Origin of the sequence: Streptomyces sp. 5-10 (assembly GCF_014712245.1) — a bacterium.
In the GTDB taxonomy this organism is placed as follows: Bacteria; Actinomycetota; Actinomycetes; order Streptomycetales; family Streptomycetaceae; genus Streptomyces; species Streptomyces violaceusniger.
Genome location: NZ_JACVYG010000077.1, coordinates 17,838 through 40,903, shown reverse-complemented (window position 1 = coordinate 40,903; position 23,066 = coordinate 17,838). Strand labels below are relative to the sequence as shown.

Annotated in this window: 18 protein-coding genes; 17 read left to right on the top strand and 1 reads right to left on the bottom strand. The window is 73.0% G+C overall.

The features are described 5' to 3' along the window. The 17 genes from IEJ02_RS44285 to IEJ02_RS44205 all read left to right on the top strand — a co-directional run. On the top strand, positions 1-1,064 hold a 1,064-nt coding region (locus IEJ02_RS44285; RefSeq protein WP_191069966.1), incomplete at its 5' end, for a DUF6177 family protein. Positions 1,065-1,251: 187 nt separating this feature from the next. Further along, the gene (locus IEJ02_RS44280; RefSeq protein ID WP_191069965.1) at positions 1,252-2,433 is read left to right on the top strand and encodes an ROK family transcriptional regulator; all 1,182 of its coding nucleotides are present in this window, start codon (positions 1,252-1,254) and stop codon (positions 2,431-2,433) included. Positions 2,434-2,772: 339 nt separating this feature from the next. Further along, on the top strand, positions 2,773-4,302 hold the full coding sequence (locus tag IEJ02_RS44275; RefSeq protein WP_191069964.1) for a sugar ABC transporter ATP-binding protein: 1,530 nt from the start codon (positions 2,773-2,775) through the stop codon (positions 4,300-4,302). A gap of 125 nt (positions 4,303-4,427) precedes the next feature. Then, positions 4,428-5,375: an ABC transporter permease gene (locus IEJ02_RS44270; protein ID WP_223865442.1), complete on the top strand. Its 948-nt coding sequence runs from the start codon at positions 4,428-4,430 to the stop codon at positions 5,373-5,375. Continuing rightward, the gene (locus IEJ02_RS44265) at positions 5,372-6,424 is read left to right on the top strand and encodes a substrate-binding domain-containing protein (RefSeq protein WP_191069962.1); all 1,053 of its coding nucleotides are present in this window, start codon (positions 5,372-5,374) and stop codon (positions 6,422-6,424) included. The genes IEJ02_RS44270 and IEJ02_RS44265 overlap by 4 nt, the downstream gene beginning before the upstream one ends. Before the next feature lie 60 nt (positions 6,425-6,484). Continuing rightward, entirely contained in the window at positions 6,485-7,675 is a 1,191-nt protein-coding gene (locus IEJ02_RS44260) for a Gfo/Idh/MocA family protein (RefSeq protein WP_191069961.1), read from the top strand. A gap of 13 nt (positions 7,676-7,688) precedes the next feature. After that, positions 7,689-8,696: a sugar phosphate isomerase/epimerase family protein gene (locus IEJ02_RS44255; protein WP_191069960.1), complete on the top strand. Its 1,008-nt coding sequence runs from the start codon at positions 7,689-7,691 to the stop codon at positions 8,694-8,696. Between the two features lie 359 nt (positions 8,697-9,055). Beyond that, positions 9,056-11,500, top strand: coding sequence for a carbohydrate-binding protein (locus IEJ02_RS44250; protein ID WP_191069959.1), 2,445 nt, complete (start codon positions 9,056-9,058; stop codon positions 11,498-11,500). Positions 11,501-11,568: 68 nt separating this feature from the next. Then, on the top strand, positions 11,569-13,029 hold the full coding sequence (locus IEJ02_RS44245) for a ThuA domain-containing protein (RefSeq protein ID WP_191069958.1): 1,461 nt from the start codon (positions 11,569-11,571) through the stop codon (positions 13,027-13,029). A gap of 343 nt (positions 13,030-13,372) precedes the next feature. After that, positions 13,373-14,515 carry an inositol-3-phosphate synthase gene (locus IEJ02_RS44240; protein WP_191069957.1) on the top strand — a complete coding sequence of 381 codons (1,143 nt, stop codon included), beginning with the start codon at positions 13,373-13,375 and terminating at the stop codon, positions 14,513-14,515. Continuing rightward, on the top strand, positions 14,515-15,441 hold the full coding sequence (locus IEJ02_RS44235; protein WP_191069956.1) for an SCO3242 family prenyltransferase: 927 nt from the start codon (positions 14,515-14,517) through the stop codon (positions 15,439-15,441). The genes IEJ02_RS44240 and IEJ02_RS44235 overlap by 1 nt, the downstream gene beginning before the upstream one ends. Further along, on the top strand, positions 15,438-16,340 hold the full coding sequence (locus tag IEJ02_RS44230) for a sugar phosphate isomerase/epimerase family protein (RefSeq protein WP_191069955.1): 903 nt from the start codon (positions 15,438-15,440) through the stop codon (positions 16,338-16,340). Before IEJ02_RS44235 ends, IEJ02_RS44230 begins: the two co-directional genes overlap by 4 nt. Continuing rightward, positions 16,334-17,044 (top strand): EboA domain-containing protein, encoded by a 711-nt coding sequence (locus IEJ02_RS44225; RefSeq protein ID WP_191069954.1) that lies wholly within the window; start codon positions 16,334-16,336, stop codon positions 17,042-17,044. Before IEJ02_RS44230 ends, IEJ02_RS44225 begins: the two co-directional genes overlap by 7 nt. Continuing rightward, a complete protein-coding gene (locus IEJ02_RS44220; protein WP_191069953.1) occupies positions 17,044-17,928 on the top strand; it encodes a TatD family hydrolase in 885 nt (294 codons plus the stop codon). The genes IEJ02_RS44225 and IEJ02_RS44220 overlap by 1 nt, the downstream gene beginning before the upstream one ends. 13 nt (positions 17,929-17,941) lie before the next feature. Further along, on the top strand, positions 17,942-19,120 hold the full coding sequence (gene eboE, locus IEJ02_RS44215) for a metabolite traffic protein EboE (protein ID WP_191069952.1): 1,179 nt from the start codon (positions 17,942-17,944) through the stop codon (positions 19,118-19,120). Then, a complete protein-coding gene (locus tag IEJ02_RS44210) occupies positions 19,117-20,574 on the top strand; it encodes an alkaline phosphatase family protein (protein ID WP_191069951.1) in 1,458 nt (485 codons plus the stop codon). Before eboE ends, IEJ02_RS44210 begins: the two co-directional genes overlap by 4 nt. Further along, the gene (locus IEJ02_RS44205) at positions 20,571-21,617 is read left to right on the top strand and encodes a sugar phosphate isomerase/epimerase family protein (RefSeq protein ID WP_191069950.1); all 1,047 of its coding nucleotides are present in this window, start codon (positions 20,571-20,573) and stop codon (positions 21,615-21,617) included. The genes IEJ02_RS44210 and IEJ02_RS44205 overlap by 4 nt, the downstream gene beginning before the upstream one ends. Before the next feature lie 22 nt (positions 21,618-21,639). On the opposite strand, the gene IEJ02_RS44200 is transcribed toward IEJ02_RS44205, so the two are convergent. Beyond that, positions 21,640-23,031, bottom strand: coding sequence for an OFA family MFS transporter (locus IEJ02_RS44200; RefSeq protein ID WP_191069949.1), 1,392 nt, complete (start codon positions 23,029-23,031; stop codon positions 21,640-21,642). Positions 23,032-23,066: the final 35 nt, after the last annotated feature.

Sequence of the window (23,066 nt, the reverse complement as noted above, 5' to 3'; positions counted from 1 at the left end):
CGCAGCCCGGCGCCGGGGCCGCACGGTCCGGCGCCGGCGCCGCGTCCGCCGCCCCGGCCGCGGCCCAGCCCGCCGTCGACGTGCTCACCGAGCGTACGGCGGTGGTGCTCCAGGACAGACCCGTGGTCGCCATGACGGCCTGGCTCTCGGACGCGATACGGGCCGCGGCCGCCAGCGACCGCGCCGTCCAGATCGTGACCCCCGCGACCTCCCGGCTCAGCCTGCCCACGCGCCTTTCGCTCACCGGGCTGCCGTCCCGCTGGGTGGTGCGCGACGACGAGGGCGGCGGCTATTACGACGGGCTCTCCGGCGCCGTGCTGCGCTGGCACGACGGGGGGTTCACCCCGGTCGAGGCGGAACCGGAGCGCACACCGGTGGCCCCGGCCTTCCTCGAGGGCGCCGAGGACACCGGGGAACGCCAACTGGCCCTGTCCTTCCGCACCGTGCTGTCGGCCGAGGAGCGGCTCGTCCTCGGCGGGCCCCTCGAGGCGGCATGGACCGCCGTCACCGGTGGTCCCCCCGAGGGCTGGAGCACCGCCGAGCCCGTCAACCTGCCCTGGTCGTGCGAGGCCCTGACCGCCCTCGCCCGCGACCGCGCCCCGGAGAGCACCTGGGTGGTCGCGGTGGGCCGTGCCGACCGGCCCGCGATCGCCACGCTGCGCGTGGAGCGGACCGCCCGGGGCGTCGAACAGGACGTGACGCTGGCCTTCGGCTACGGCCCCGGCGAGAAGCCGCCGCTGGACGCCCTGCCCGACCTCGCGGCCACGCTGGTGACCGAGCACCGGCTCCAGTCGCTGCTGGTCCAGCTGCGGGCCGCCCGCCGCGACCTGAGCCTGCCCGCCCGCCTCGAACCGCCCGCCGTCCCGGTCGGCTTCGCGCTCGGAGCCGACGAGACACAGGACGTCGGCCTCACCTTCGCCCGGCGCACACCGCTGCCCGCCCGGCCCGTGCCGCTGGGGCCCGCGGCCCGCCCGGGCTTCTACTATCCGCTCGGCGACGGGAGCTCACCCTCGAGCTGGGCGCTGTTCGAGCAGCTCATGCGCCATCTGAGGCAGCCGGGCTGAAGCGCCGCCGGCCACCCGAGGGACACTCGAGGCGCACCCGTGCGCGCCTCACTTTGTCCTGAGACAGGAGAAAGTCGAAGCCAATTGCGGCGCAAGTTCTTCCCACTCCCGACAACCGCTGCTACGTTCCCCGTGAAAGCCCGGCCATGTGGATGCCGATGACGGCGGGAGGGGCAGCGTGAGGCGCATGACGGCACGACCGGCCAACGCGCATCAGGCGCGACTGCTTCGCCTGCTGCGCGACGGCGGCCCCAACTCCCGTGCCCAGCTGGGCGATCAGATCGACCTGTCGCGTTCGAAGCTGGCCGTGGAGATCGACCGGCTGCTGGAGACCGGGCTGGTGGTCGCGGACGGGCTGGCGGCCTCGCGGGGCGGCCGGCGTTCGCACAACATCCGGCTCGCGCCCGGGCTGCGGCTGCTCGGCGTGGACATCGGCGCCACCTCCGTGGACGTCGCCGTGACCAATGCCGAACTGGAGATTCTCGGCCACCTCAACCAGCCCATGGATGTGCGCGAGGGGCCCGTGGCGGTCTTCGAGCAGGTGCTGGACATGGCCGCGAAGCTCCGGGCGTCCGGGGTGGCCGAGGGGTTCGACGGGGCGGGCATCGGAGTGCCAGGACCCGTGCGGTTCCCCGAGGGCGTGCCCGTGGCGCCGCCGATCATGCCGGGGTGGGACGGCTTCCCGGTACGGGAGGCGCTCAGCCAGGAACTCGGCTGCCCGGTCATGGTCGACAACGATGTGAACCTCATGGCGATGGGGGAGCAGCACGCGGGAGTCGCCCGTTCCGTCAAGGACTTCCTCTGCGTGAAGATCGGCACCGGTATCGGCTGCGGGATCGTCGTCGGCGGTGAGGTCTACCGGGGGACGACGGGCAGCGCGGGCGACATCGGCCACATCCAGGCCGAACCCGACGGCCGCCCCTGCGCCTGCGGCAACCACGGCTGTCTTGAGGCGTACTTCGGCGGCGCGGCGCTGGCCCGCGACGCCGAGGCGGCCGCCCGCGACGGCCGGTCCGCCGAACTCGCCGCCCGGCTGGAGGACGTGGGCAGCCTCGCCGCCACGGACGTCGCCGCGGCGGCCTCGGCGGGCGACGCGACCGCACTCGACCTCATCAGGGAGGGCGGCACCCGTACGGGCCAGGTCATCGCCGGGCTCGTCAGCTTCTTCAACCCCGGTCTGGTGGTCATCGGCGGCGGTGTCACCGGGCTCGGCCATACGCTGCTCGCCGCCATACGGACCCAGGTCTACCGCCAGTCCCTGCCCCTGGCCACCGGCAACCTCCCCATCGTGCTGGGCGAACTCGGCCCGGCCGCCGGGGTCACCGGCGCCGCCCGCCTGATCAGCGACCACCTCTTCTCACCGGCATGACGGCCGCCTGACCGCCTGACGGTCCGACGGCCCCACCCCGCCCGCCACGGGCGGGCCGTATCCCAGCACAGCGCAGCAGCACGGCATCCGACCCGCCCCCCGACGTACGCCACGTCGAGACACGAGCCGCACCACCGAGCCGCACCACCCGACACCACCGGGCCGTGCCGTACCCCGTCGCGCCCCGACACCCCACCACAGCACCGCCCCACCCCATGACGCCCCGCCGCGCACCCGCACGCCCCAGCGTCCCGCACGCCCAGCCACCCGCACGCCCCAGCGTCCCGCACCGCATCGAGCGACCGCACCGCATCGAGCGAACCGCCGAGGAGGCCCGCCATGGCACCGGCACCACCCGACCCGCGCCCACTCCTCACCATGTCCGCGATCACCAAGTCCTTCCCCGGCGTACGGGCCCTGGACGGCGTCGACCTCGATGTCGCAGCGGGCGAGGTGCACTGTCTGCTCGGCCAGAACGGCGCGGGCAAGTCCACCCTCATCAAGGTGGTCGCCGGGGCGCACCAGCCCGACAGCGGCGAGATCCGCTGGCGCGGCGAACCGGTCACCCTCAAATCGCCCATCGCCGCCATGCGCCTCGGCATCGCCACCATCTACCAGGAACTCGACCTGGTGGAGGGGCTGTCCGTCGCCGAGAACGTCTTCCTCGGCCATGAGATGGCCACCGGCGGCTTCGTCCGGTCCCGCGCGGCCCGCACCGCCACCGCCGCCCTCCTCGCCCGGCTCGGGCACCCCGAGATCGACCCGGGGCGGCTGGTGGGGGACCTCTCCGCGGCCGGGCAGCAGATCGTCTCGATGGCCCGCGCGCTCTCCCACGACGTCCGGCTGATCGTGATGGACGAGCCGTCCGCGGCCCTCGACCCCGACGAGGTGGACAACCTCTTCCGCATCGTCGGCGATCTCACCGCCGCCGGGGTCGCCGTCGTGTACATCTCGCACCGGCTGGAGGAGATCCGCCGGATCGGCGACCGCGTCACCGTGCTCAAGGACGGCCGCGCCGCGGCCCGTGGGCTGCCCGCGCGCACCACCCCGACCCGCGAGATCGTGGCCCTGATGACGGGCCGGGACGTGGAGTACGCGTTCCCGCGCCGCTCCACGGCACCGTCGGTCGCCTCCGCCACGCCCGTGCTGCGGCTGGAGAACCTGGGCCGGGCGGGGGAGTTCGAGCCGATCGACCTCGAGGTGGCGCCCGGCGAGATCGTCGGGCTCGCCGGGCTCGTCGGCTCCGGGCGGTCCGAGATCCTGGAGACCGTCTACGGCGCCCGCCGCCCCACCTCGGGCCGGGTCCTGGTGGACGGCCGCCCGCTGCGCCCCGGCAGTGTGACCGCCGCCGTGCGCGCCGGGCTCGGCCTCGCCCCCGAGGAGCGCAAGGCGCAGGCACTGCTGATGCTGGAGTCCGTCACCCGCAATGTCTCGGTCTCCTCGCTGACCCGCTTCTCCCGCGCCGGATGGGTGGACCGCGGCGCGGAGCGGGCGGCGGCCCGCCGGTGCGTCCGCGATCTGTCGCTGCACCCCGACGACCCGGAGCGGCCGGTGCGCACCCTGTCCGGCGGCAATCAGCAGAAGGCCGTACTGGCCCGCTGGCTGCTGCGCGGCTGCCGGGTGCTGCTGCTGGACGAGCCGACGCGCGGGGTGGACATCGGCGCCCGCGCCGAGCTGTACGCCGTGATCCGCCGACTCGCCGACGACGGCATGGCCGTCCTCCTCGTCTCCAGCGAACTGCCCGAAGTCCTGGGCCTCGCCGACCGGGTGCTGGTGCTCCGCGAGGGCCGCGTCGTCCATACGGCGCCCGCGCGGGAGCTGGACGAGCACCGCGTCCTCGATCTCGTCATGGAAGGGAGCCCGTCGTGAATTCACCCGGGAGCAGGCCGGCGTCCCGGCCCCCGGCCGACCCCGCCCCGGTACCGGGCGCGGGCGCCACGCTGACGGCCGGTCCGGTCGGCAAGCCGCCGGCCGGCCGCACCGACACCGATCCGCTGAGCAGGCTGCGGCGCCTGGCCGACCTGCGCAACCTCTCCCTCGTCGGGGTGCTGGCGGTGCTGATCGCCGTCGGCGGCTTCACCAAGCCCGACGAGTTCCTTAAGCCCGACAACCTCCAGCTCGTGCTCACCCAGGCGTCCGTCATCGGCGTCGTCACCGTCGGCGTGACCTTCGTCATCACCAGCGGCGGCATCGATCTGTCGGTCGGCGCCATCGTCGCGCTGGCCTCGGTGTGGGCCACCACGGTCGCCACCCAGGACTACGGACTCGGCGGCATCCTGCTGTGCGCGGTCCTGGTGGGGCTCGGCTGCGGACTGGTCAACGGGGTGCTCATCGCGTACGGCGGGATGGTCCCGTTCATCGCCACCCTCGCGATGCTCGCCTCCGCCCGCGGTCTCGCCCTGCAGATCAGCGACGGCAAGACCCAGGTCGTCACCGTCAACCAGGTCCTGGACCTCGGGCTTCCGGACGCCTACGTCCTCGGCATACCGCCGCTGGTGATCATCTTCGCCGCCGTGACCGCGGTGGGCTGGCTGGTGCTCAACCGCACCACCTTCGGCCGGCGCACGGTGGCCATCGGCGGCAACGCGGAGGCGGCCCGGCTCGCGGGCATCGACGTCCGGCGGCAGCGGCTGCTGCTGTATCTGCTCTCCGGGCTGTGCTGCGGCGTCGCCGCCTTCATGCTGGTCGTCCTCACCGGCTCGGGCCAGAACACCAACGGCAACCTCTACGAACTCGACGCCATCGCCGCCGCGATCATCGGCGGCACGCTGCTCAGCGGCGGCCGCGGCACCATCACCGGCTCCGTCCTCGGCGTCCTCGTCTTCACCACCATCACCAATCTGTTCGCCCTGAACAACCTTCAGAGCGATGTCCAGCAGATCGCCAAGGGCGCGATCATCGTCGCCGCCGTCCTGGTACAGAAGGGTCGTTCGACGCCATGAGGTATGCCAAGAGCCCCACCACCAGTCGCAGAAACCTTCTCCTGGGCACCGCCGCGGCGGGCGCGCTGTTCGCCGCCGGGTGCACCAGCAACGAGAACAACGACGACGGCGACAACGCCAAGCAGGCCGCGAACACGGCCGATGACAAGCCCGGTAAGGCGGTCACCATCGGCTTCGCCGGGCCCCAGGCCGACCACGGCTGGCTCAACGCCATCAACGAGCAGGCCAAGCGGCGCGCCAAGGAGTACAAGGACGTCCACCTGGAGGCCACCGAGGGCTCCAACGACACCGCCCAGCAGATCGGCCAGATCGAGACCCTCATCAACAAGAAGGTCGACGTCCTGGTCATCCTGCCCGCCGACGGCAAGGCGCTCACCCAGGTCGGGCTGAAGGCGATGCGGGCGGGCATCCCGGTGGTCAACCTCGACCGGATCTTCGCCTCCCCGCAGGCGTACCGCTGCTGGATCGGCGGCGACAACTACGGCATGGGCCTCAACGCCGGGCGCTACATCGGCGAGCAGCTCAAGGGCAAGAAGAACGCCAAGGTCATCGAGTTGGCGGGGATCGACAACCTGGAGCTGACCCGGCAGCGCACCGAGGGCTTCAACGACGCCCTGAAGAACTACCCCAACATCAAGAAGGTCGGCCGCCAGGCCGCCGAGTTCACGGTCGAGTCGGGCCAGGCGAAGATGGCCCAGCTGCTCCAGGCCCACTCCGACTTCGACGCCCTGTGGAACCACGACGACGACCAGGGCGTGGGCGCCGAGCGCGCCATCAAGCAGGCCGGGCGCGATGACTTCCTCATGGTCGGCGGCGCGGGCGCCAAGCACGCCATGGACGCCATCAAGGCCGACAACAGCGTGCTGAAGGCCACCGTGCTCTACCCGCCCACCATGGCCGCCTCCGCCATCGACCTCGCCCGCGCGCTCGGCCAGGGCAAGGGCGTCGGCGGTCTCGCGGAGCTGGAGATCCCGGCCTCCCTCACCCTCTACTCCGCCGTCGTCACCAAGGACAACGTGGACGAATACCTCCCCACGGGATTCAGCTGAGCCCGATTGAGGGCCAGACCCCCCACCTCGCGTCGGTTTGCGATCGTCAGAAGGAGTCCCATGGAAATTCCTGAAGGGAAGACACTCGGCGTCGGCATGGTCGGCTACGCCTTCATGGGCGCCGCCCACTCCCAGGGCTGGCGTACCGTCGGCCGTGTCTTCGACCTCCCCGCCCGCCCCGCGATGTCCGCCGTCTGCGGGCGCGACGCGGACGCCGTACGGGCCGCCGCGGACCGGCACGGCTGGGCCGCCGCCGAAACCGACTGGCGGGCGCTGATCGCCCGGGACGATGTGCAGGTCGTCGACGTCTGCACCCCCGGCGACAGCCATGCCGAGATCGCCATCGCGGCCCTGGAGGCGGGCAAGCACGTGCTGTGCGAGAAGCCGCTCGCCAACTCCGTGGCCGAGGCGGAGACCATGGTGGAGGCGGCGCGGCGGGCGCGGGAGCGCGGCCAGGTGGCGATGGTGGGCTTCAACTACCGCCGCGCGCCCGCGATCGCGTACGCCCGCCGGATGGTGGCGGACGGGCGGATCGGCGTGCTGCGGCACGTCCGGGTCACCTATCTCCAGGACTGGATCGTCGACCCGGAGTACCCCCTGGTGTGGCGGCTGCGGCGGGAGTACGCGGGTTCCGGCGCCCTCGGCGACCTGGGCTCGCACATCGTCGACCTGGCGCAGCATCTGGCCGGGGAGCGGCTGGTCGGCGTCTCGGCGCTCACCGAGACGTTCATCCGGGAGCGGCCGCTGCCCGCCGGGGCGGTGGCGGGGCTCGGCGGCTCCGGGGCGGGCGGGGCGGCGCGCGGACCGGTGACGGTCGATGACGCGGCGCTGTTCACCGGGCGGTTCGGCTCCGGTGCGGTGGCCTCCTTCGAGGCCAGCCGGTTCGCCGCGGGCCGTAAGAACTCGCTCAGGATCGAGCTCAACGGCGATCGCGGTTCGCTCGTCTTCGATCTGGAACGCCTCAACGAGCTGTCCTTCCACGACCACACCGAGCCCGCCATCGACTCCGGCTTCCGCCGGATCCTGGTGACCGAGCCCGAGCACCCCTACCTCGAGGGGTGGTGGCCGCCGGGCCACGCCCTCGGCTACGAGCACACCTTCGTCCACCAGGCGCGGGACATGGTGCTCGCGATCGCCGACGGAACCGGCCCCGAGCCGTCCTTCGAGGACGGGCTGCAGGTGCAGCGGGTGCTGGCCGCCGTGGAGGAGAGCGCGGAGAAGAACTGCGTCTACACCCCCGTACCCGTCTGAGGAGGAGGCCGGAATGCCCAGACCCTTCACGCTCTTCACCGGCCAGTGGGCCGACCTTCCCCTGGAGGAGGTGTGCCGGCTGGCCCGTGACTTCGGTTACGACGGCCTGGAACTCGCCTGCTGGGGCGACCACTTCGAGGTGGACCGGGCGCTCGGCGAGTCCGGCTATCTGGACGGGCGGCGCGAGCTGCTGGAGAAGTACGGCCTCACGTGCTGGGCCATCTCCAACCACCTGGTCGGCCAGGCCGTGTGCGACTCACCCATCGACGAGCGCCACAAGGCCATCCTGCCCGCCCGGATCTGGGGCGACGGCGACGCGGAGGGGGTCCGGCGGCGGGCCGCCGCCGAGATGGCCGACACCGCACGCGCCGCGGCCGCCTTCGGGGTCCGCACCGTCATCGGCTTCACCGGCTCCTCCATCTGGCATCTGGTGGCGATGTTCCCGCCGGTGGTGCCGGGGATGATCGAGCGGGGCTACGAGGACTTCGCCGAGCGCTGGAACCCGATCCTCGACGTCTTCGACGCCGAGGGCGTGCGCTTCGCCCACGAGGTGCACCCCAGCGAGATCGCCTACGACTACTGGACCACCCACCAGGCCCTGGAGGCCGTGGACCACCGCCCCGCCTTCGGGCTCAACTTCGACCCCAGCCACTTCGTCTGGCAGGACCTGGACCCGGTCGGCTTCCTGTGGGACTTCCGGGACCGGATCTACCACGTGGACTGCAAGGAGGCCCGGAAGCGGCTGGACGGCCGCAACGGCCGCCTCGGCTCCCATCTGCCCTGGGGCGATCCCCGCCGCGGCTGGGACTTCGTCTCCGCGGGCCATGGCGATGTGCCGTGGGAGGACGTGTTCCGGATGCTGCGCTCGATCGGGTACGACGGTCCGGTGTCGGTCGAGTGGGAGGACGCCGGGATGGACCGGCTCACCGGCGCCCCGGAGGCGCTGGCCCGGCTGAAGCACTTCGACTTCGACCCGCCGACGGCGTCGTTCGACGCGGCGTTCGGCGGCGGGGACAAGTAGCCCGGCTCCGGCCCGGCCCGGCCCGGCTCCGGCCGGGATCGGGTTCGGCCGGGCTCCGGTCGGAGTCAAGGTCCGGCCCGGCCCGTCCGGGCATCGAGGACCCGCCCCAAGGGCCCCTGGGTGGGGGACCGCACACCGCGCCCCCACCCAGCTTTGTCCTGGCCGTGGATGAAGCAGCACCTGTTTTGTGTCAAAGGGGTTTCCGGACCGGACAAACCCCGCTACGGTCCTTGAGATGTACCGGTCACATAGGGGCCCCTCGTCCCGGACCGGTCATCCCGGCGCGACGGCGCGCGCCTGTGCCAGTCACGGCGGCCTCACGGCCCGCCCGTACCCCCCTCTTTCCACGGAGGATCAGCGTGCACAGGAAAAGGCTTCGACTGCGCGGACCCCTCGCGCTCGTCACGAGCGCACTGCTCGTCGGCGCGGGGCTCGCCTTCACCGCTCCGCCGGCGGGCGCGGATCAACCCGCCGCGGACGCCGAGCAGTTCCAGCAGGTCACCCTCGCCAAGGGCGTCGAGGAGACCGGTGAGCCCATGACGCTCGCCGTGCTCCCCGACCGCTCCGTGCTGCACACCTCGCGCGACGGCACCCTGTGGCTGACCGATGCCACGGGCGAGACCAAGGTGTCCGGCAAGCTGCCGGTCTACTCGCACGACGAAGAAGGGCTCCAGGGCGTCGGCGTCGACCCCGGCTTCGCCGACAACCGTGCCATCTACCTCTACTACGCGCCCCCGCTCGACACCCCCGCCGGTGACGCCCCCAACGAGGGCACGGCCGCCGACTTCGCCAAGTTCGACGGCGTCAATCGCCTCTCCCGCTTCACCCTCAACGCCGACGGCACGCTGAACACCGGCAGCGAGAAGAAGGTGCTCGACGTCCCCGCGTCCCGCGGCATCTGCTGCCACGTGGGCGGCGACATCGACTTCGACGCCGACGGCAACCTGTACCTCTCCACCGGCGACGACACCAACCCGTTCGCCTCCGACGGCTTCACCCCCATCGACGAGCGGGAGAACCGCAACCCCGCCTATGACGCCCGGCGCTCCGCGGGCAACAGCAACGACCTGCGCGGCAAGATCCTCCGGATCAAGGTGGCCGACGACGGCTCGTACACCGTCCCGGACGGCAACCTCTTCGCGCCCGGCACCGAGAAGACCCGGCCCGAGATCTACGCGATGGGCTTCCGCAACCCCTTCCGGATCAGCGTCGACAAGCCGACCGGCACGGTCTACGTCGGTGACTACGGACCGGACGCCGGAGCCGCCAACCCCGAGCGCGGCCCCGGTGGCGCGGTCGAGTTCGCCCGGGTGACCAAGCCCGGCAACTACGGCTGGCCGTACTGCATCGCCGACAACAAGCCGTACCGCGACTACGACTTCGCCACCGGCACCTCCGGCCCGGCCTTCGACTGCGCCGCGCCCAAGAACACCTCGCGGTACAACACCGGGCTCACCGATCTGCCGCCCGCCCAGCCCGCCTGGATCCCGTACGACAACGACTCCGTGCCCGAGTTCGGCTCCGGCTCCGAGTCGCCGATGGCCGGGCCGGTCTACCGCTACGACGCCTCGCTCGACTCCCCGGTGAAGTTCCCGGAAGTCTACGACGGGAACTTCTTCGCGGGGGAGTTCGGCCGCCAGTGGATCAAGCGGATCGAGCAGGGCGCCGACGGGGCCGTGCAGAAGATCAACGACTTCCCGTGGTCCGGCACCCAGGTCATGGACTCGGCCTTCGGCCCGGACGGCGCGCTGTACGTCCTCGACTACGGTCTCGGCTACTTCAACGGCGACGAGCACTCCGCGCTCTACCGGATCGAGAACGCCACCGACGGCCACTCGCCCATCGCCGAGGCGAGCGCCGACCGCACCTCCGGCAAGGCGCCCATGAAGGTCGCCTTCTCCTCGGCGGGCACCTCGGACGCCGACGGCGACACCCTCAGCTACCACTGGGACTTCGGTGACGGCACGACCTCCGCCGCCACCAACCCCACCCACACCTACAAGAAGAACGGCACCTTCACCGCGACCCTCACCGTCAAGGACCCCACCGGCCGCACCGCCAGCGCCAATGTGCACCTGACGGTCGGCAACACCGCGCCCAAGGTGTCGCTGCAACTGCCAGCCGACGGCCAGCTGTTCAGCTTCGGCGACGAGGTGCCGTTCAAGGTCAGGGTGACCGACCCGGAGGACGGGACCGTCGACTGCGCCAAGGTCAAGGTCACCTACATCCTCGGTCATGACAGCCATGGCCACCCCGTCACCTCCGCGAACGGCTGCTCCGGCACCATCAAGACCAACGCGGACGGCGAGCACGACCCCAACGCCAACATCTTCGGGGTCTTCGACGCCGAGTACACCGACGGCGGTGGGGGCGGCCAGCCGCCGCTGACCACCCACGACCAGTCCATCGTCCAGCCCAAGCACCGGCAGGCCGAGCACTACGACGACAGCCAGGGCGTCTCGGTGATCAACCACACCCCGGCCAACGGCGGCAAGACGGTCGGCAACATCGAGAACGGGGACTGGATCTCCTTCACCCCGTATGTGCTGGGCAACGCCAAGAACTTCACCGCACGGGTCTCCTCGGCGGGCGCCGGCGGCACGCTGGAGATCCGCAGCGGCTCCCCGACCGGACGGCTGCTCGGCACCGTCACCGTGCCGGTGACCGGTGACTGGGAGACCTTCCAGGACGTCAAGACGACGCTGACGAAGCCGCCGACCGGTACCACCACGCTGTCCCTCGTCTTCAAGGGCGGTGCGGGAGCGCTCTTCGACGTGGACGACTTCACGATCGGCACCGGCTGACGACCGGGGCCGGGGCGGCGGCCGTGCGCGGCCGCCGCCCCGGCCCGGGAGGAAGGAGCACGACGGTTATGCACCCGCACACCTCTGCGCACTCCAGACCCGACTCCGGCTCGGGCGCCCCTTCCGGGCGCGGGCCCGAACCCGCGTCCCGGCGCCGCTCCGGATCGCGTGGGGCGCGGCTCGCCGCCGTCGGGGCCACGCTGCTGCTCGCCCTGACGGCCCTGCCCGCCGCCGCGTCCGGGGCCGCCCCCTCCGGCGCCGCCGACGACCGGGTGCTGGTCTTCTCCAAGACGGCCGGCTTCCGCCATGACTCGATCCCCGACGGCATCGCCGCCATCAAGGAACTCGGCGCGCAGGGCGGCTTCGCCGTGGACGCCACCGAGGACGGCGCCGCCTTCACCCCCGACAACCTCGCCCGCTACGACGCCGTCGTCTTCCTCTCCACGACCGGCGACGTCCTCGACACCGCCCAGCAGTCCGCGTTCGAGGGCTATGTGCGGGCGGGCGGCGGCTACGTCGGCGTCCACGCGGCCGCCGACACCGAGTACGACTGGCCCTTCTACGAGGGCCTGGTCGGGGCGTACTTCCAGTCCCACCCCGCGATCCAGAAGGCCACCGTGGACGTCGAGGACCGGGCCAACCCCGCGACCGCGCATCTGGCGCCGACGTGGGAGCGGACGGATGAGTGGTACAACTACCGCACCAACCCGAGGGAGCGGGTGCGGGTCCTCGCCACGCTCAACGAATCCTCGTACCAGGGCGGCGCGATGGGCGAGGACCACCCCATCTCCTGGTGCCAGCAGTACCGGGGCGGCCGCGCCTTCTACACCGGCTTCGGCCACACCAAGGAGTCCTACGCCGACCCCGCCTTCCGGCAGCACCTGCTCGGCGGCATCCGCTACGCCACCGGCGCCGCCCACGCCGACTGCCGCCCCGAGCAGGGCTACCGCCCGCTCTTCGACGGCACCTCGACGGACGGCTGGAAGCAGGCGGGCCCCGGGAGCTTCACCCTCGACACCGCGTCCGGGACCCTCACCTCGACCGGCGGCATGGGGATGCTCTGGTACCAGGCGCGCGAGCTGGGCTCGTACTCGCTCAAGCTGGACTGGAAGATGGCGGGCGACGACAACTCCGGCGTCTTCGTCGGCTTCCCGGCCTCCGACGACCCCTGGTCGGCGGTCAACAACGGCTACGAGGTGCAGATCGACGCCACGGACACCCCCGACCACACCACCGGCTCGGTCTACGGCTTCCAGTCCGCGGACCTCGCCAAGCGGGACGCGGCCCTGAACCCGCCGGGGGAGTGGAACACGTACGAGATCCGGGTGCAGGGCGAGCGGCTGCGGATCTGGCTCAACGGCGTGAAGATCAACGACTTCACCAACCGGGACCCGGCGCGCAGCCTGCTCCAGGGCTACGTCGGCATCCAGAACCACGGGGAGGGGGACGAGGTCTCCTTCCGCGACATCCGCGTCAAGGACCTGCCGGCGAAGGGCGGCGGCCACCACCAGCACCACCACGACGGCTAGGCGCCCCCGGTCCGCCGTCCCGACGGCCCGAGGGGAGCCGTGGGGACGGCGTGGCGGCGGGCAGGAGTACGCCGCCTCCTCCCGCCGCCACCCCCACCACCTGTCCAGCGCCGGAACATGGACGGCCCCGGGCCACCCGCCCGGCGGCTCCGGCCGCTCCGCCCCGGCCCCGACTCCCGGGCGCGGGGCGGCCTCGGCCGCGCCCGCCCGACCACGACACGCCTGCGCCACGACCGAACCGGCGCCGCACACCCATCCCCACCCCCCACCCCCGCCGCGGACGCGGATCCGCGGCACCCCGAACCACCTGTGCGACCCACGCCCAACCCCCGGGAGGCAGCCAGTGACCACCCGTCCCGACGACATCACCCCACTCCGCGACGCACCCCGTACGGGGGTCTGGCTCATCGGCGCTCGCGGTTCCGTCGCCACTACCGCCGTGGCGGGCTGTGCCGCCGTCGCCGGGGGGTTGCAGCCGGCGACCGGAATGGTCACCGAGACCGCGGCGTTCGCGGACAGCGGCCTGCCCGCGCTCGCCGACCTCGTCTTCGGCGGCCATGACACCGCCACGACGCCGCTGCCCAAGCGGGCCGAGGCGCTGGCCGCCGACGGGGTGCTGCCGCATGGGCTGCCCGCCGCCGTACGCGGCGAACTCGCCGCCGCCGACGCGGCCGTCCGCCCGGGCGGGCCGCAGCCCGGCGACGGCCGTGGCGAGGAGGAGCTGATCGCCGCCTTCTCGGCCGACCTCGACGAGTTCGTCCGTACGCACCAACTCGCCCGCGCCGTCGTCGTCAACGTCGCCTCCACCGAAGCGGCCCCGGAGGACGCCGGGACGCTGCCGCCCAGCTCCCTCTACGCGGTCGCCGCGCTGCGCGCCGGGTGTCCGTACGTCAACTTCACGCCCTCCACCGGGCTCCACCACCCCCGCGTGCGCGAGCGGGCCGAGCGCTCCGGGCTGCCGTACGCGGGGCGCGACGGCAAGACCGGGCAGACGCTGCTGCGGTCCGTCCTCGCGCCGATGTTCGCCCAGCGGGCGCTGGCCGTACGGAGCTGGTCGGGGACGAACCTCCTCGGCGGCGGCGACGGCGCCGCCCTCGCCGACCCGGGCGCCGCGGCGGCCAAGAACGCGGGCAAGGCGCGGGTCCTCTCCGACACCCTCGGCGAACTCCCGGACGGCGAGCTGCACATCGACAACGTGCCCGCGCTCGGCGATTGGAAGACCGCCTGGGACCACGTCTCCTTCGAGGGCTTCCTCGGCTCCCGGATGGTCCTGCAGACCATCTGGCAGGGCTGCGACTCGGCCCTCGCCGCACCGCTCGTCCTCGATCTGGCCCGGCTGACCGCCCGCGCCCATGAGGTGGGCCTCACCGGGCCGCTCCCCGAACTCGGCTTCTACTTCAAGGACCCGGACGGCGGCCCGGCCGCCCTCGCCGACCAGTACGCGGCGCTCATCGGCTTCGCCGGGCGGCTGCGGGGCCGGTCGTGATGGGCGGGCCGGGGAGACGGGGGCCCTTCGGGAAGGGCGCGGACTGGGCCGAACTGCTCAGGGTCTCGGCCCTGTTCACCGTGGTCGGTGACGGCCTGGCGGGCGCGGCCGCGGCCGGGCGCGGCCCCAACCGGGGCACGGCCCTCGCGGTCTGCGCGTCGCTGTGCCTGTACGAGGCGGGCATGGCGCTCAACGACTGGGCGGACCGCGACATCGACGCCGTGGAGCGCCCCGGGCGCCCGCTGCCGTCGGGCCGTATCGCCCCGGCCGCGGCGCTGACCGCCGCGACCGGGCTGACCGCCGCCGGGCTGCTCTGCGCTGCCGCCGCGGGTCCCCCGGCCCTCGCCACGGCGACGGCCCTGGCGGGCACGGTGTGGGCGTACGACCTGGGGCTGAAGAATACGCCCGCGGGCCCGCCCACCATGGCCGCCGCCCGTGCGCTGGACCTCCTCCTCGGCGCCACGGCCTCCGCCGGGCACATCCGCCCGGCCCTCCGCCCGGCCGCCCTCCTCGGTGCCCACACCCTCGCGGTGACCACGGTCTCCCGGCGGGAGGCGACCGGCGGCTCCTCGACGGCCCCTCTCGGCGCTCTGGCGGTGGCCACCGCCATCGCCTGGTCCGCGACCCGGCGCCCAGGCCCCGCTTCGGGGCGCGGCCCTGAAGCGGGCCACGGCGCGCCGGTCAGCCGCTTCGCGGGGGTCGCCCTCGCGGGCGGGTACGTGGCCACGGTCGCCCGGCCGTTGGCGCATGCCGCGCTCAACCCGTCCCCGTACCTCCTCCAGCGTGCCGTCGGCAGCGGCATCCGCGCGATGATCCCGCTTCAGGCCGTGCTCGCCTCCCGCGCCGGGGCGCACCGTGCGGCCGCCGGGTTGCTCGCGCTGATGCCCCTCGCCCGCCGGCTGTCGAGAAAGGTCAGCGCGACATGAGCCGCACCGGCGACCCCGGCCGCCCCACCCCGGAACCCCTCCGCTTCGCCTACGGCACCAACGGTCTGACCGACCTCCGCCTGAGCGACGCCCTCGCACTCCTCGCCGACCTCGGCTACGACGGCGTCTCGCTGACCCTCGACCATATGCACCTCGACCCGCTCGCCCCGGACCTCGCGGCCCGCACCCGCCGCGTCGCCCGCGACCTCGAGCGGCTCGGCCTCGGCGTCGCGATCGAGACCGGTGCCCGGTATGTGCTCGACGCCCGGCGCAAGCACCACCCCAGCCTGCTCGACCCGGACCCCGGAGCCCGTGGCGCCCGGGTCGATCTGCTGCTGCGGGCCGTGCGGGTGGCGGCCGACCTCGGGGCGCCGGCCGTGCACTGCTTCAGCGGGGTGCTGCCGCCCGGTGAGTCCGGGGAGACGGCGTGGCGGCGGCTGGCCGACGCCCTCGGGCCGGTGGTCGTGGCCGCCGGGGCGGTGGGCGTTTCCCTCGCGATCGAGCCGGAGCCGGGGCACCTCCTCGCCGACCTCGCCGGTTTCCACCGGCTGCGCGCGGCGCTCGGCGATCCGGCCGCCCTCGGCCTCACCCTCGACATCGGCCACTGCCAGTGCCTGGAACCCGACCCGCCCGCCGCGTGTGTCCGCGCGGCGGCGCCCTGGCTGCGCCATGTGCAGATCGAGGACATGCGGCGCGGGGTGCACGAGCATCTGCCTCTCGGCGAGGGCGAGATCGACGTCCCGCCGGTGCTGGAGGCGCTGCGCGCGGCGGGGTACCGGGGGCTCGTCGGCGTCGAACTGCCCCGCCACTCCCACGCCGGTCCCGAACTGGCCCGCACCTCCCTGCGGTTCCTCAAGGACGCCGAACGGGCCGCGAGCGAGGAAGGCGTCCGATGCTGACCGTGACCGAGCTCCGCGCCGCCGTGGAACAGCGCCTGGACGAGACAGGACGCGCCTGGCTGGACGGCGCCCTGACGGACGCGGCGACATCCGAGCCGCGCCCGGACGCTCCCGGCCCCGCCCGCTGGGAGTTGGACTTCGCCTCCGCGGGGCGCCACGCCCGCACCACTGCCACCGGCCGGCCCGTCACCGCCGACCGTCCTGGCCCTGATGGCCTTGGCCCCGTCGACCTCCCCGACGCCGCCCGCGTCCTCATCCTCCACGCCGCGCGCGCGGACGCGCCGACCGTCGCGAGGCTGTACGCGCACGGCACGGGCGCCGAGCGCCGGGCCGTGCTGCGGGCGCTTCCGCATCTCGGGCTGTTCGCCGGGGCCGACGCCGTGCCGCTCGTCGAGGACGCCCTGCGGACCAACGACACCCGGCTCGTGGCCGCCGCCGTCGGGCCGTACGCCGCTCGGCACCTCTCGCCGCACAGCTGGCGGCAGGCCGTGCTCAAGTGCCTGTTCACGGGCGTGCCCCTCAGCGCCGTCGCCGACTGGGAGCGGCGGGCGCGCGGGGACGGCGAGCTGGGCCGCATGCTCGGCGACTACGCCCGTGAGCGCACCGCCGCCGGGCGCCCCGTGCCCGGCGATCTCGACCGCGTCCTGGCCATGACCCGCGCCCTGCCCGGCGCGCCCCGCGCCCTGACCCGCGAGGAGTCCTGATGCGCATCTTCGATCCCCACATCCATATGACCTCCCGCACCACCGACGACTACGAGGCCATGTACGCCGCGGGGGTGCGCGCCCTCGTCGAGCCGTCCTTCTGGCTCGGGCAGCCCCGCACCTCGCCCGCCAGCTTCTACGACTACTTCGACTCCCTCCTCGGCTGGGAGCCCTTCCGGGCCGCCCAGCACGGGATCGCCCACCACTGCACCCTCGCGCTCAACCCCAAGGAGGCCAACGACCCGCGCTGCACCCCCGTCCTGGAGGAGCTGCCGCGCTATCTGGTCAAGGACGGCGTCGTGGCCGTCGGCGAGATCGGCTACGACTCGATGACCCCCGCCGAGGACGCCGCCCTCGCCGCCCAGCTGCAGCTCGCCGCCGACCACGGGCTGCCCGCCCTCGTCCACACCCCGCACCGCGACAAGCTGGCCGGACTGCGCCGCACCCTCGACGTCGTCGCGGAGTCCGCGCTGCCCCCGGACCGCGTTCTGGTCGACCACCTCAACGAGACCACCGTCAAGGAGGCCAAGGACAGCGGCTGCTGGCTGGGCTTCTCGGTCTACCCCGACACCAAGATGGACGAGGAGCGGATGGTCGCGATCCTGCGCGCGTACGGGCCCGAGAAGGTCCTGGTCAACTCCGCCGCCGACTGGGGGAGGAGCGACCCGCTCAAGACCCGCAAGGTGGGTGACCTGATGCGGGCCGAGGGCTTCACCGAGGACGAGGTCGACCTGGTGCTGTGGCGCAACCCGGTCGCGTTCTACGGGCTCAGCGGCCGCCTGGAGCTGGACCTCGACGCCGACGACACCGCGGCCACCGCCACCCATGAGGGCAACTCCATCCTGCGCGGCGGCGCCCCGGCCGCCGCGCCGGCGGAACGGTGAGGAGGAGGACCCCATGCGCTTCCGCCACCCCGACGGCTCCACCGTCCACCTCGCCTACTGCACCAACGTCCACCCCGCCGAAAACCTCGACGGCGTCGTGGAGCAGCTCCGGCTGCACTGCGAACCGGTCCGCCGCCGCCTGGGCCGCGACCGGCTCGGCATCGGCCTGTGGCTGGCCCGCGACGCCGCCCGCACCCTGAGCGCCGACCCCGCCGAACTGCGCAGGCTGCGCACCGCGCTGGACACCCGCGGCCTGGAGGTGGTCACCCTCAACGGCTTCCCGTACGAGGGGTTCGGCGCCCAGGAGGTCAAGTACCGCGTCTACAAGCCCGACTGGACCGACCCGGAGCGGCTGGAGCACACCACCCACCTCGCCCGGCTGCTGGCAGCGCTGCTCCCGGACGACATCACCGACGGCTCCGTCTCCACGCTGCCGCTCGCCTGGCGGGCCCCCTTCGACGCCGACGACGCCCGCACCGCCCGCCGCCACCTCACCACCCTCGCCCAGCGGCTCGACGCCATCCAGGAGCTCACCGGCCGGTCCGTCCGCATCGGCCTGGAGCCCGAGCCCGGCTGCACCGTCGAGACCACCGCGCAGGCCATCGACGCGCTCACCGCGCCCGGCGGCCCGCCCCCGGACCGCATCGGCGTCTGCCTGGACACCTGCCATCTGGCGACGCAGTTCGAGGATCCGCACACGGCCATAGGCGCGCTCACCGCCGCCGGGGTCCCGGTCGTCAAGGCGCAGCTGTCCGCGGCGCTGCACGCCGAGGACCCGGGGCAGCCCGCCGTATGGAAGGCCCTCGCTGCCTTCGCCGAGCCCCGCTTCCTGCACCAGACCCGCACCCGGGCCCCCGAGGGCGGCGTCACCGGCACCGACGACCTCGACCAGGCGCTCGCCGGCGGGCTGGCGGACACCGCGCCCTGGCGGTCCCACTTCCACGTCCCGCTGCACGCCCCGCCCGAGCCCCCGCTCACCTCCACCCTCCCGGTGCTCGCCGACGCCCTGGCCCGTCTCGTCGGCGGGCCCGCCCCGCTGACCCGCCACCTCGAAGTGGAGACCTACACCTGGCAGGCGCTCCCGCCCGAGCTGCGCCCCCGCACCCGCGACCGGCTCGCCGACGGCATCGCCGCCGAACTCGCCCTCGCCCGCGACCTTTTGACCGACCTCGGCCTCAAGGAGCTGCCATGAGCGACCTGAGCCACGGGAGCGACGGGACCGCCCCGAGCCACCGGAGCGACGGGACCGGCCCCACCCCCCTCCTCGTCCTCGACGTCGTCGGGCTCACCCCCCGGCTGCTGGACCACATGCCCCGCCTCAGGGCCCTCGCCCGCTCCGGCTCCCGCGCCGCGCTGGGCACCGTGCTGCCCGCCGTCACCTGCGCCGCCCAGTCGACGTTCCTCACCGGCACCACCCCCGCCGAGCACGGCATCGTCGGCAACGGCTGGTACTTCCGCGAGATGGGCGAGGTGCTGCTGTGGCGGCAGCACAACGGCCTGGTAGGCGGCGACAAGTTGTGGGACGCCGCCCGCCGCGCCCACCCGGGCTACACCGTGGCCAACATCTGCTGGTGGTACGCGATGGGCTCGGACACCGACATCACCGTCACCCCGCGCCCCGTCTACTACGCCGACGGCCGCAAGGAGCCGGACTGCTACACCCGGCCCCCCGCGCTGCACGACGAACTCACCGCGAAGCTCGGCACCTTCCCCCTCTTCCACTTCTGGGGGCCGGGCGCCGATCTGGTCTCCTCGCAGTGGATCATCGACGCCACCCGCCACATCCTGCGCACCAGCCCCACCGATCTGGTGCTGACCTACCTTCCGCACCTGGACTACGACCTCCAGCGGTACGGCCCCGACGACCCCCGCGCCCACTCCGCCGCCACCGAGCTCGACACCGCCCTCGGCCCGCTGCTCGACGACGCCGCCGCCCGCGGCCGCACCGTCGTGGCGCTGTCCGAGTACGGCATCACCCGGGTCTCCCGGCCGGTGGACATCAACCGGGCGCTGCGCCGCGCCGGGCTGCTGGAGGTGCACACCCAGGACGGCATGGAGTATCTGGACCCCGGCGCCTCCCGCGCCTTCGCGGTCGCCGACCACCAGCTCGCCCATGTGTATGTGCGCCGCGCGGAGGACCTGGACGCCACCCGCGCCGCCCTGGCCGGGCTGCCCGGGATCGCCGAACTCCTCGACGACGAGGGCAAGAAGGCCCACGGCCTGGACCATCCGCGCTCCGGCGAGCTGGTCGCGGTGGCCGCGCCCGACGCCTGGTTCACGTACTACTACTGGCTCGACGACGCCCGCGCCCCCGACTTCGCCCAGCTGGTGGAGATCCACCGCAAGCCCGGCTACGACCCGGCCGAGCTGTTCATGGACCCCAAGGACCCCTATGTGCGGGTGCGGGCCGCCACCGCGCTGGCCCGCAAGAAGACGGGGATGCGCTACCGCATGGCCGTCGTCCCGCTCGATCCGTCCCCGGTGCGCGGCAGCCACGGCCGCCTCCCGGACCGCGAGGAGGACGGCCCCGTCCTCCTCTGCTCCCAGCCCGGCGCGGTGAGCGGACAGGTGGCCGCCACCGACGTCAAGAACCTGCTCCTCCGCCTCGCCGGACTGACGAACGCAACCGAAGGAGACACCCCGTGAAGAGGGCCCAGAACAACCCCGAACTCGCCGAGACCCTCCGCCGCCGCAGATTCCTCGGCGTCGCCGCGGGCGCCACGGCCGCCGGTCTGCTCGGCACCGGCACCGCCGCGGCCGCCCAGACGGGCAGCGCCACCGCCGCGTCGGCCCAGAACGGCCGGGGCGGCCCGCTGGTGCCCCGCGGCCACCTCGGCATCCAGCTCTACACCCTCCGCGACCAGGTGCGGTCCATCGGCTTCGCCGGCGTCTTCGAGGAACTGGCCCGGTACGGCTACGACCAGGTGGAGTTCGCCGGCTACACCCAGGGCACCGGCGACATCACCCTCAAGCAGCTGAAGCGGCTGATGCGGGACAACGGGCTGCGCGGTATCGGCAGCCACGTCGGCTACTACTCCGACGACCCGAAGGCGTACACCTTCGCCACCAACCTCACCCAGGTGCTCGACGACGCCGAGGCGCTCGGCCTGCCGCATGTGGGCACCGCATCCGGGCCCTGGCGCTACGGCTCCACGGTGGACGGCTGGAAGCGCTGCGCGGAGGAGTTCAACACCTACGGCGCGGCGGCCAAGGCGCGCGGGCTGAAGTTCTACCAGCACAACCACGCCGAGGAGTTCTCCTTCGCCACCGACCGGCCGGACGTCCGCCTCTACGACGTGCTGCTCGCCGAGACCGACCCCGAGCTGGTCCACCTGGAGATGGACATCTACTGGGCGTATGTGGCCCAGTACCGCTTCGGAAGGAAGGCCGACGGCTCCCCGGCGCCCTTCGAGCCGCTGGACTACGTCCTGCGGGCCCCGCACCGCTACCCGCTCTTCCACGTCAAGGACGGGGAGCACGACGAGACCGTCCCCGACGGCTACCGGATGGTGGACGTCGGGGACGGTGACATCGACTACCGCCGCTTCCTGAGCGCGGTCGGCAAGACCCATGGCGGGCGGCGTGACCACCACTGGATGGTGGAGCACGACCAGCCCGCCGATTCGCTCACCACCGCCCGCCGCTCCGCCCGCTATCTGCGGTCGTTGCGGTGCGGCGGACGGGGCTGAGCGAGGGCCCCGCGCGGCCGGGCTAGACGGCCTCGCGGCTGATCGGCTGCGGGTTCGGGGCGATGCCCCGGATCCGCGGCCGGCCGGGCTGCCGCAGCAGCAGGGCCACCGCGGCCGCCACCATGGAGATGCCTCCGGCGAGCGCGTACGCGCCGTCGTAGCCCCAGGAGTCGACCACCATCGAGCCGAGGCCGCCGCCGAACAGCCCGCTGATCAGCTTTCCGCTGTACACCAGGCCGTAGTTGGTGGCGTTGTAGTTCTCCCCGAAGTAGTCCGGGGTCAGCGCCGCGAACATCGGGTAGAAGGCGCCGCCGCCGAATCCCGAGAGGAAGGCGAAGAAGAGGAACAGCACCTCGTTGTGGATGTTGCCGGCCCAGATCACCCCGAACTGGGCGAGGCCCAGCACCACGATGACGAAGACCAGCGTCGTCTTCCGCCCCCACAGGTCCGAGAGCCAGCCGACCACACCGCGTCCGACACCGTTGACGACGGACATGATGCCCATGGACGAGGCCGCCACCAGCGGGCCGAAGCCCACCTCCTTGGCGTAGTCGACCTGGAAGGAGATGCCGAAGATGGACACCCCGGCGGTGAGCACCAGGGAGAGCCACATCAGGGGCAGCACCCCGGTCTTGATGGCCTCCTTGGGCGTGTACTGCCGCACCGCCGGCGGGTTCTTCGCCAGGCTCGCCGCGCTCTTGGCGTTGCCGGCGTGGTTCAGCGGGTCGATGTCGGCGGGCCACCAGTTCTTCGGCGGGTCCTTGAAGAACCAGGCGCAGACCGCCACGACGATCAGCACATAGACCCCGATGAGGTCCAGGACCTCGTCGAAGTTCCCGGTGTCGAACCAGTAGTTGAAGATGAAGATGAACGGCAGCGCGCCGTAGGCGAACCCTCCGTTGACGAACCCCGTCTTCGCCCCGCGCCGCTCCGGGAACCACTTGCCCACCATGTTGATGCAGGTGGCGTAGACGAACCCGGAGCCGAGCCCGCCGATGACACCGAAGCCGACGATCGCCATGAAAACGTTGTCCACGTGCGAGAGGGCCAGGAAGCCGATCAGACACAGTCCGGCTCCCAGGAACATCGCCTTGCGGGCGGTCAGGATCCCCTTCTCCCGCAGCCACCCCGCCGGGAAGGCGATGCCCGCCTGGAAGAACACCCAGACGCTCAGGATCCAGAAGGTGTTGCTCTGGGTCCAGCCGTGCGCCTCCGAGAGCGTGTCCTCCGCCGAGCCGTACGCGTACTCGGACACGCTGATGGCCATCATCGCGATCCACGGCAGATAGACCATCAGCTTCCGGCTGTGGCCCAGGATGTCGCGGTCGGTCTCGCCGATGCGATACGTACGTCCCTTGCTGTCCTGCACTTCGCGGAAGGGGAGGACCCCCTCCGGTCGTTCTGCTGTGCTCATGTCGTCCCCTTGGCTTCGAAGGAACCCGGCCAGCG

Bases quoted from the DNA above. Each gene is read 5' to 3' on its own strand.
- IEJ02_RS44275 (WP_191069964.1), top strand. From the start codon at position 2,773: ATGGCACCGGCACCACCCGACCCGCGCCCACTCCTCACCATGTCCGCG.
- IEJ02_RS44230 (WP_191069955.1), top strand. From the start codon at position 15,438: ATGAGCCGCACCGGCGACCCCGGCCGCCCCACCCCGGAACCCCTCCGC.
- IEJ02_RS44280 (WP_191069965.1), top strand. From the start codon at position 1,252: ATGACGGCACGACCGGCCAACGCGCATCAGGCGCGACTGCTTCGCCTG.
- IEJ02_RS44220 (WP_191069953.1), top strand. From the start codon at position 17,044: ATGCGCATCTTCGATCCCCACATCCATATGACCTCCCGCACCACCGAC.
- IEJ02_RS44265 (WP_191069962.1), top strand. From the start codon at position 5,372: ATGAGGTATGCCAAGAGCCCCACCACCAGTCGCAGAAACCTTCTCCTG.
- IEJ02_RS44235 (WP_191069956.1), top strand. From the start codon at position 14,515: ATGGGCGGGCCGGGGAGACGGGGGCCCTTCGGGAAGGGCGCGGACTGG.
- IEJ02_RS44255 (WP_191069960.1), top strand. From the start codon at position 7,689: ATGCCCAGACCCTTCACGCTCTTCACCGGCCAGTGGGCCGACCTTCCC.
- IEJ02_RS44260 (WP_191069961.1), top strand. From the start codon at position 6,485: ATGGAAATTCCTGAAGGGAAGACACTCGGCGTCGGCATGGTCGGCTAC.
- eboE (WP_191069952.1), top strand. From the start codon at position 17,942: ATGCGCTTCCGCCACCCCGACGGCTCCACCGTCCACCTCGCCTACTGC.
- IEJ02_RS44210 (WP_191069951.1), top strand. From the start codon at position 19,117: ATGAGCGACCTGAGCCACGGGAGCGACGGGACCGCCCCGAGCCACCGG.
- IEJ02_RS44245 (WP_191069958.1), top strand. From the start codon at position 11,569: ATGCACCCGCACACCTCTGCGCACTCCAGACCCGACTCCGGCTCGGGC.
- IEJ02_RS44225 (WP_191069954.1), top strand. From the start codon at position 16,334: ATGCTGACCGTGACCGAGCTCCGCGCCGCCGTGGAACAGCGCCTGGAC.
- IEJ02_RS44200 (WP_191069949.1), bottom strand. From the start codon at position 23,031: ATGAGCACAGCAGAACGACCGGAGGGGGTCCTCCCCTTCCGCGAAGTG.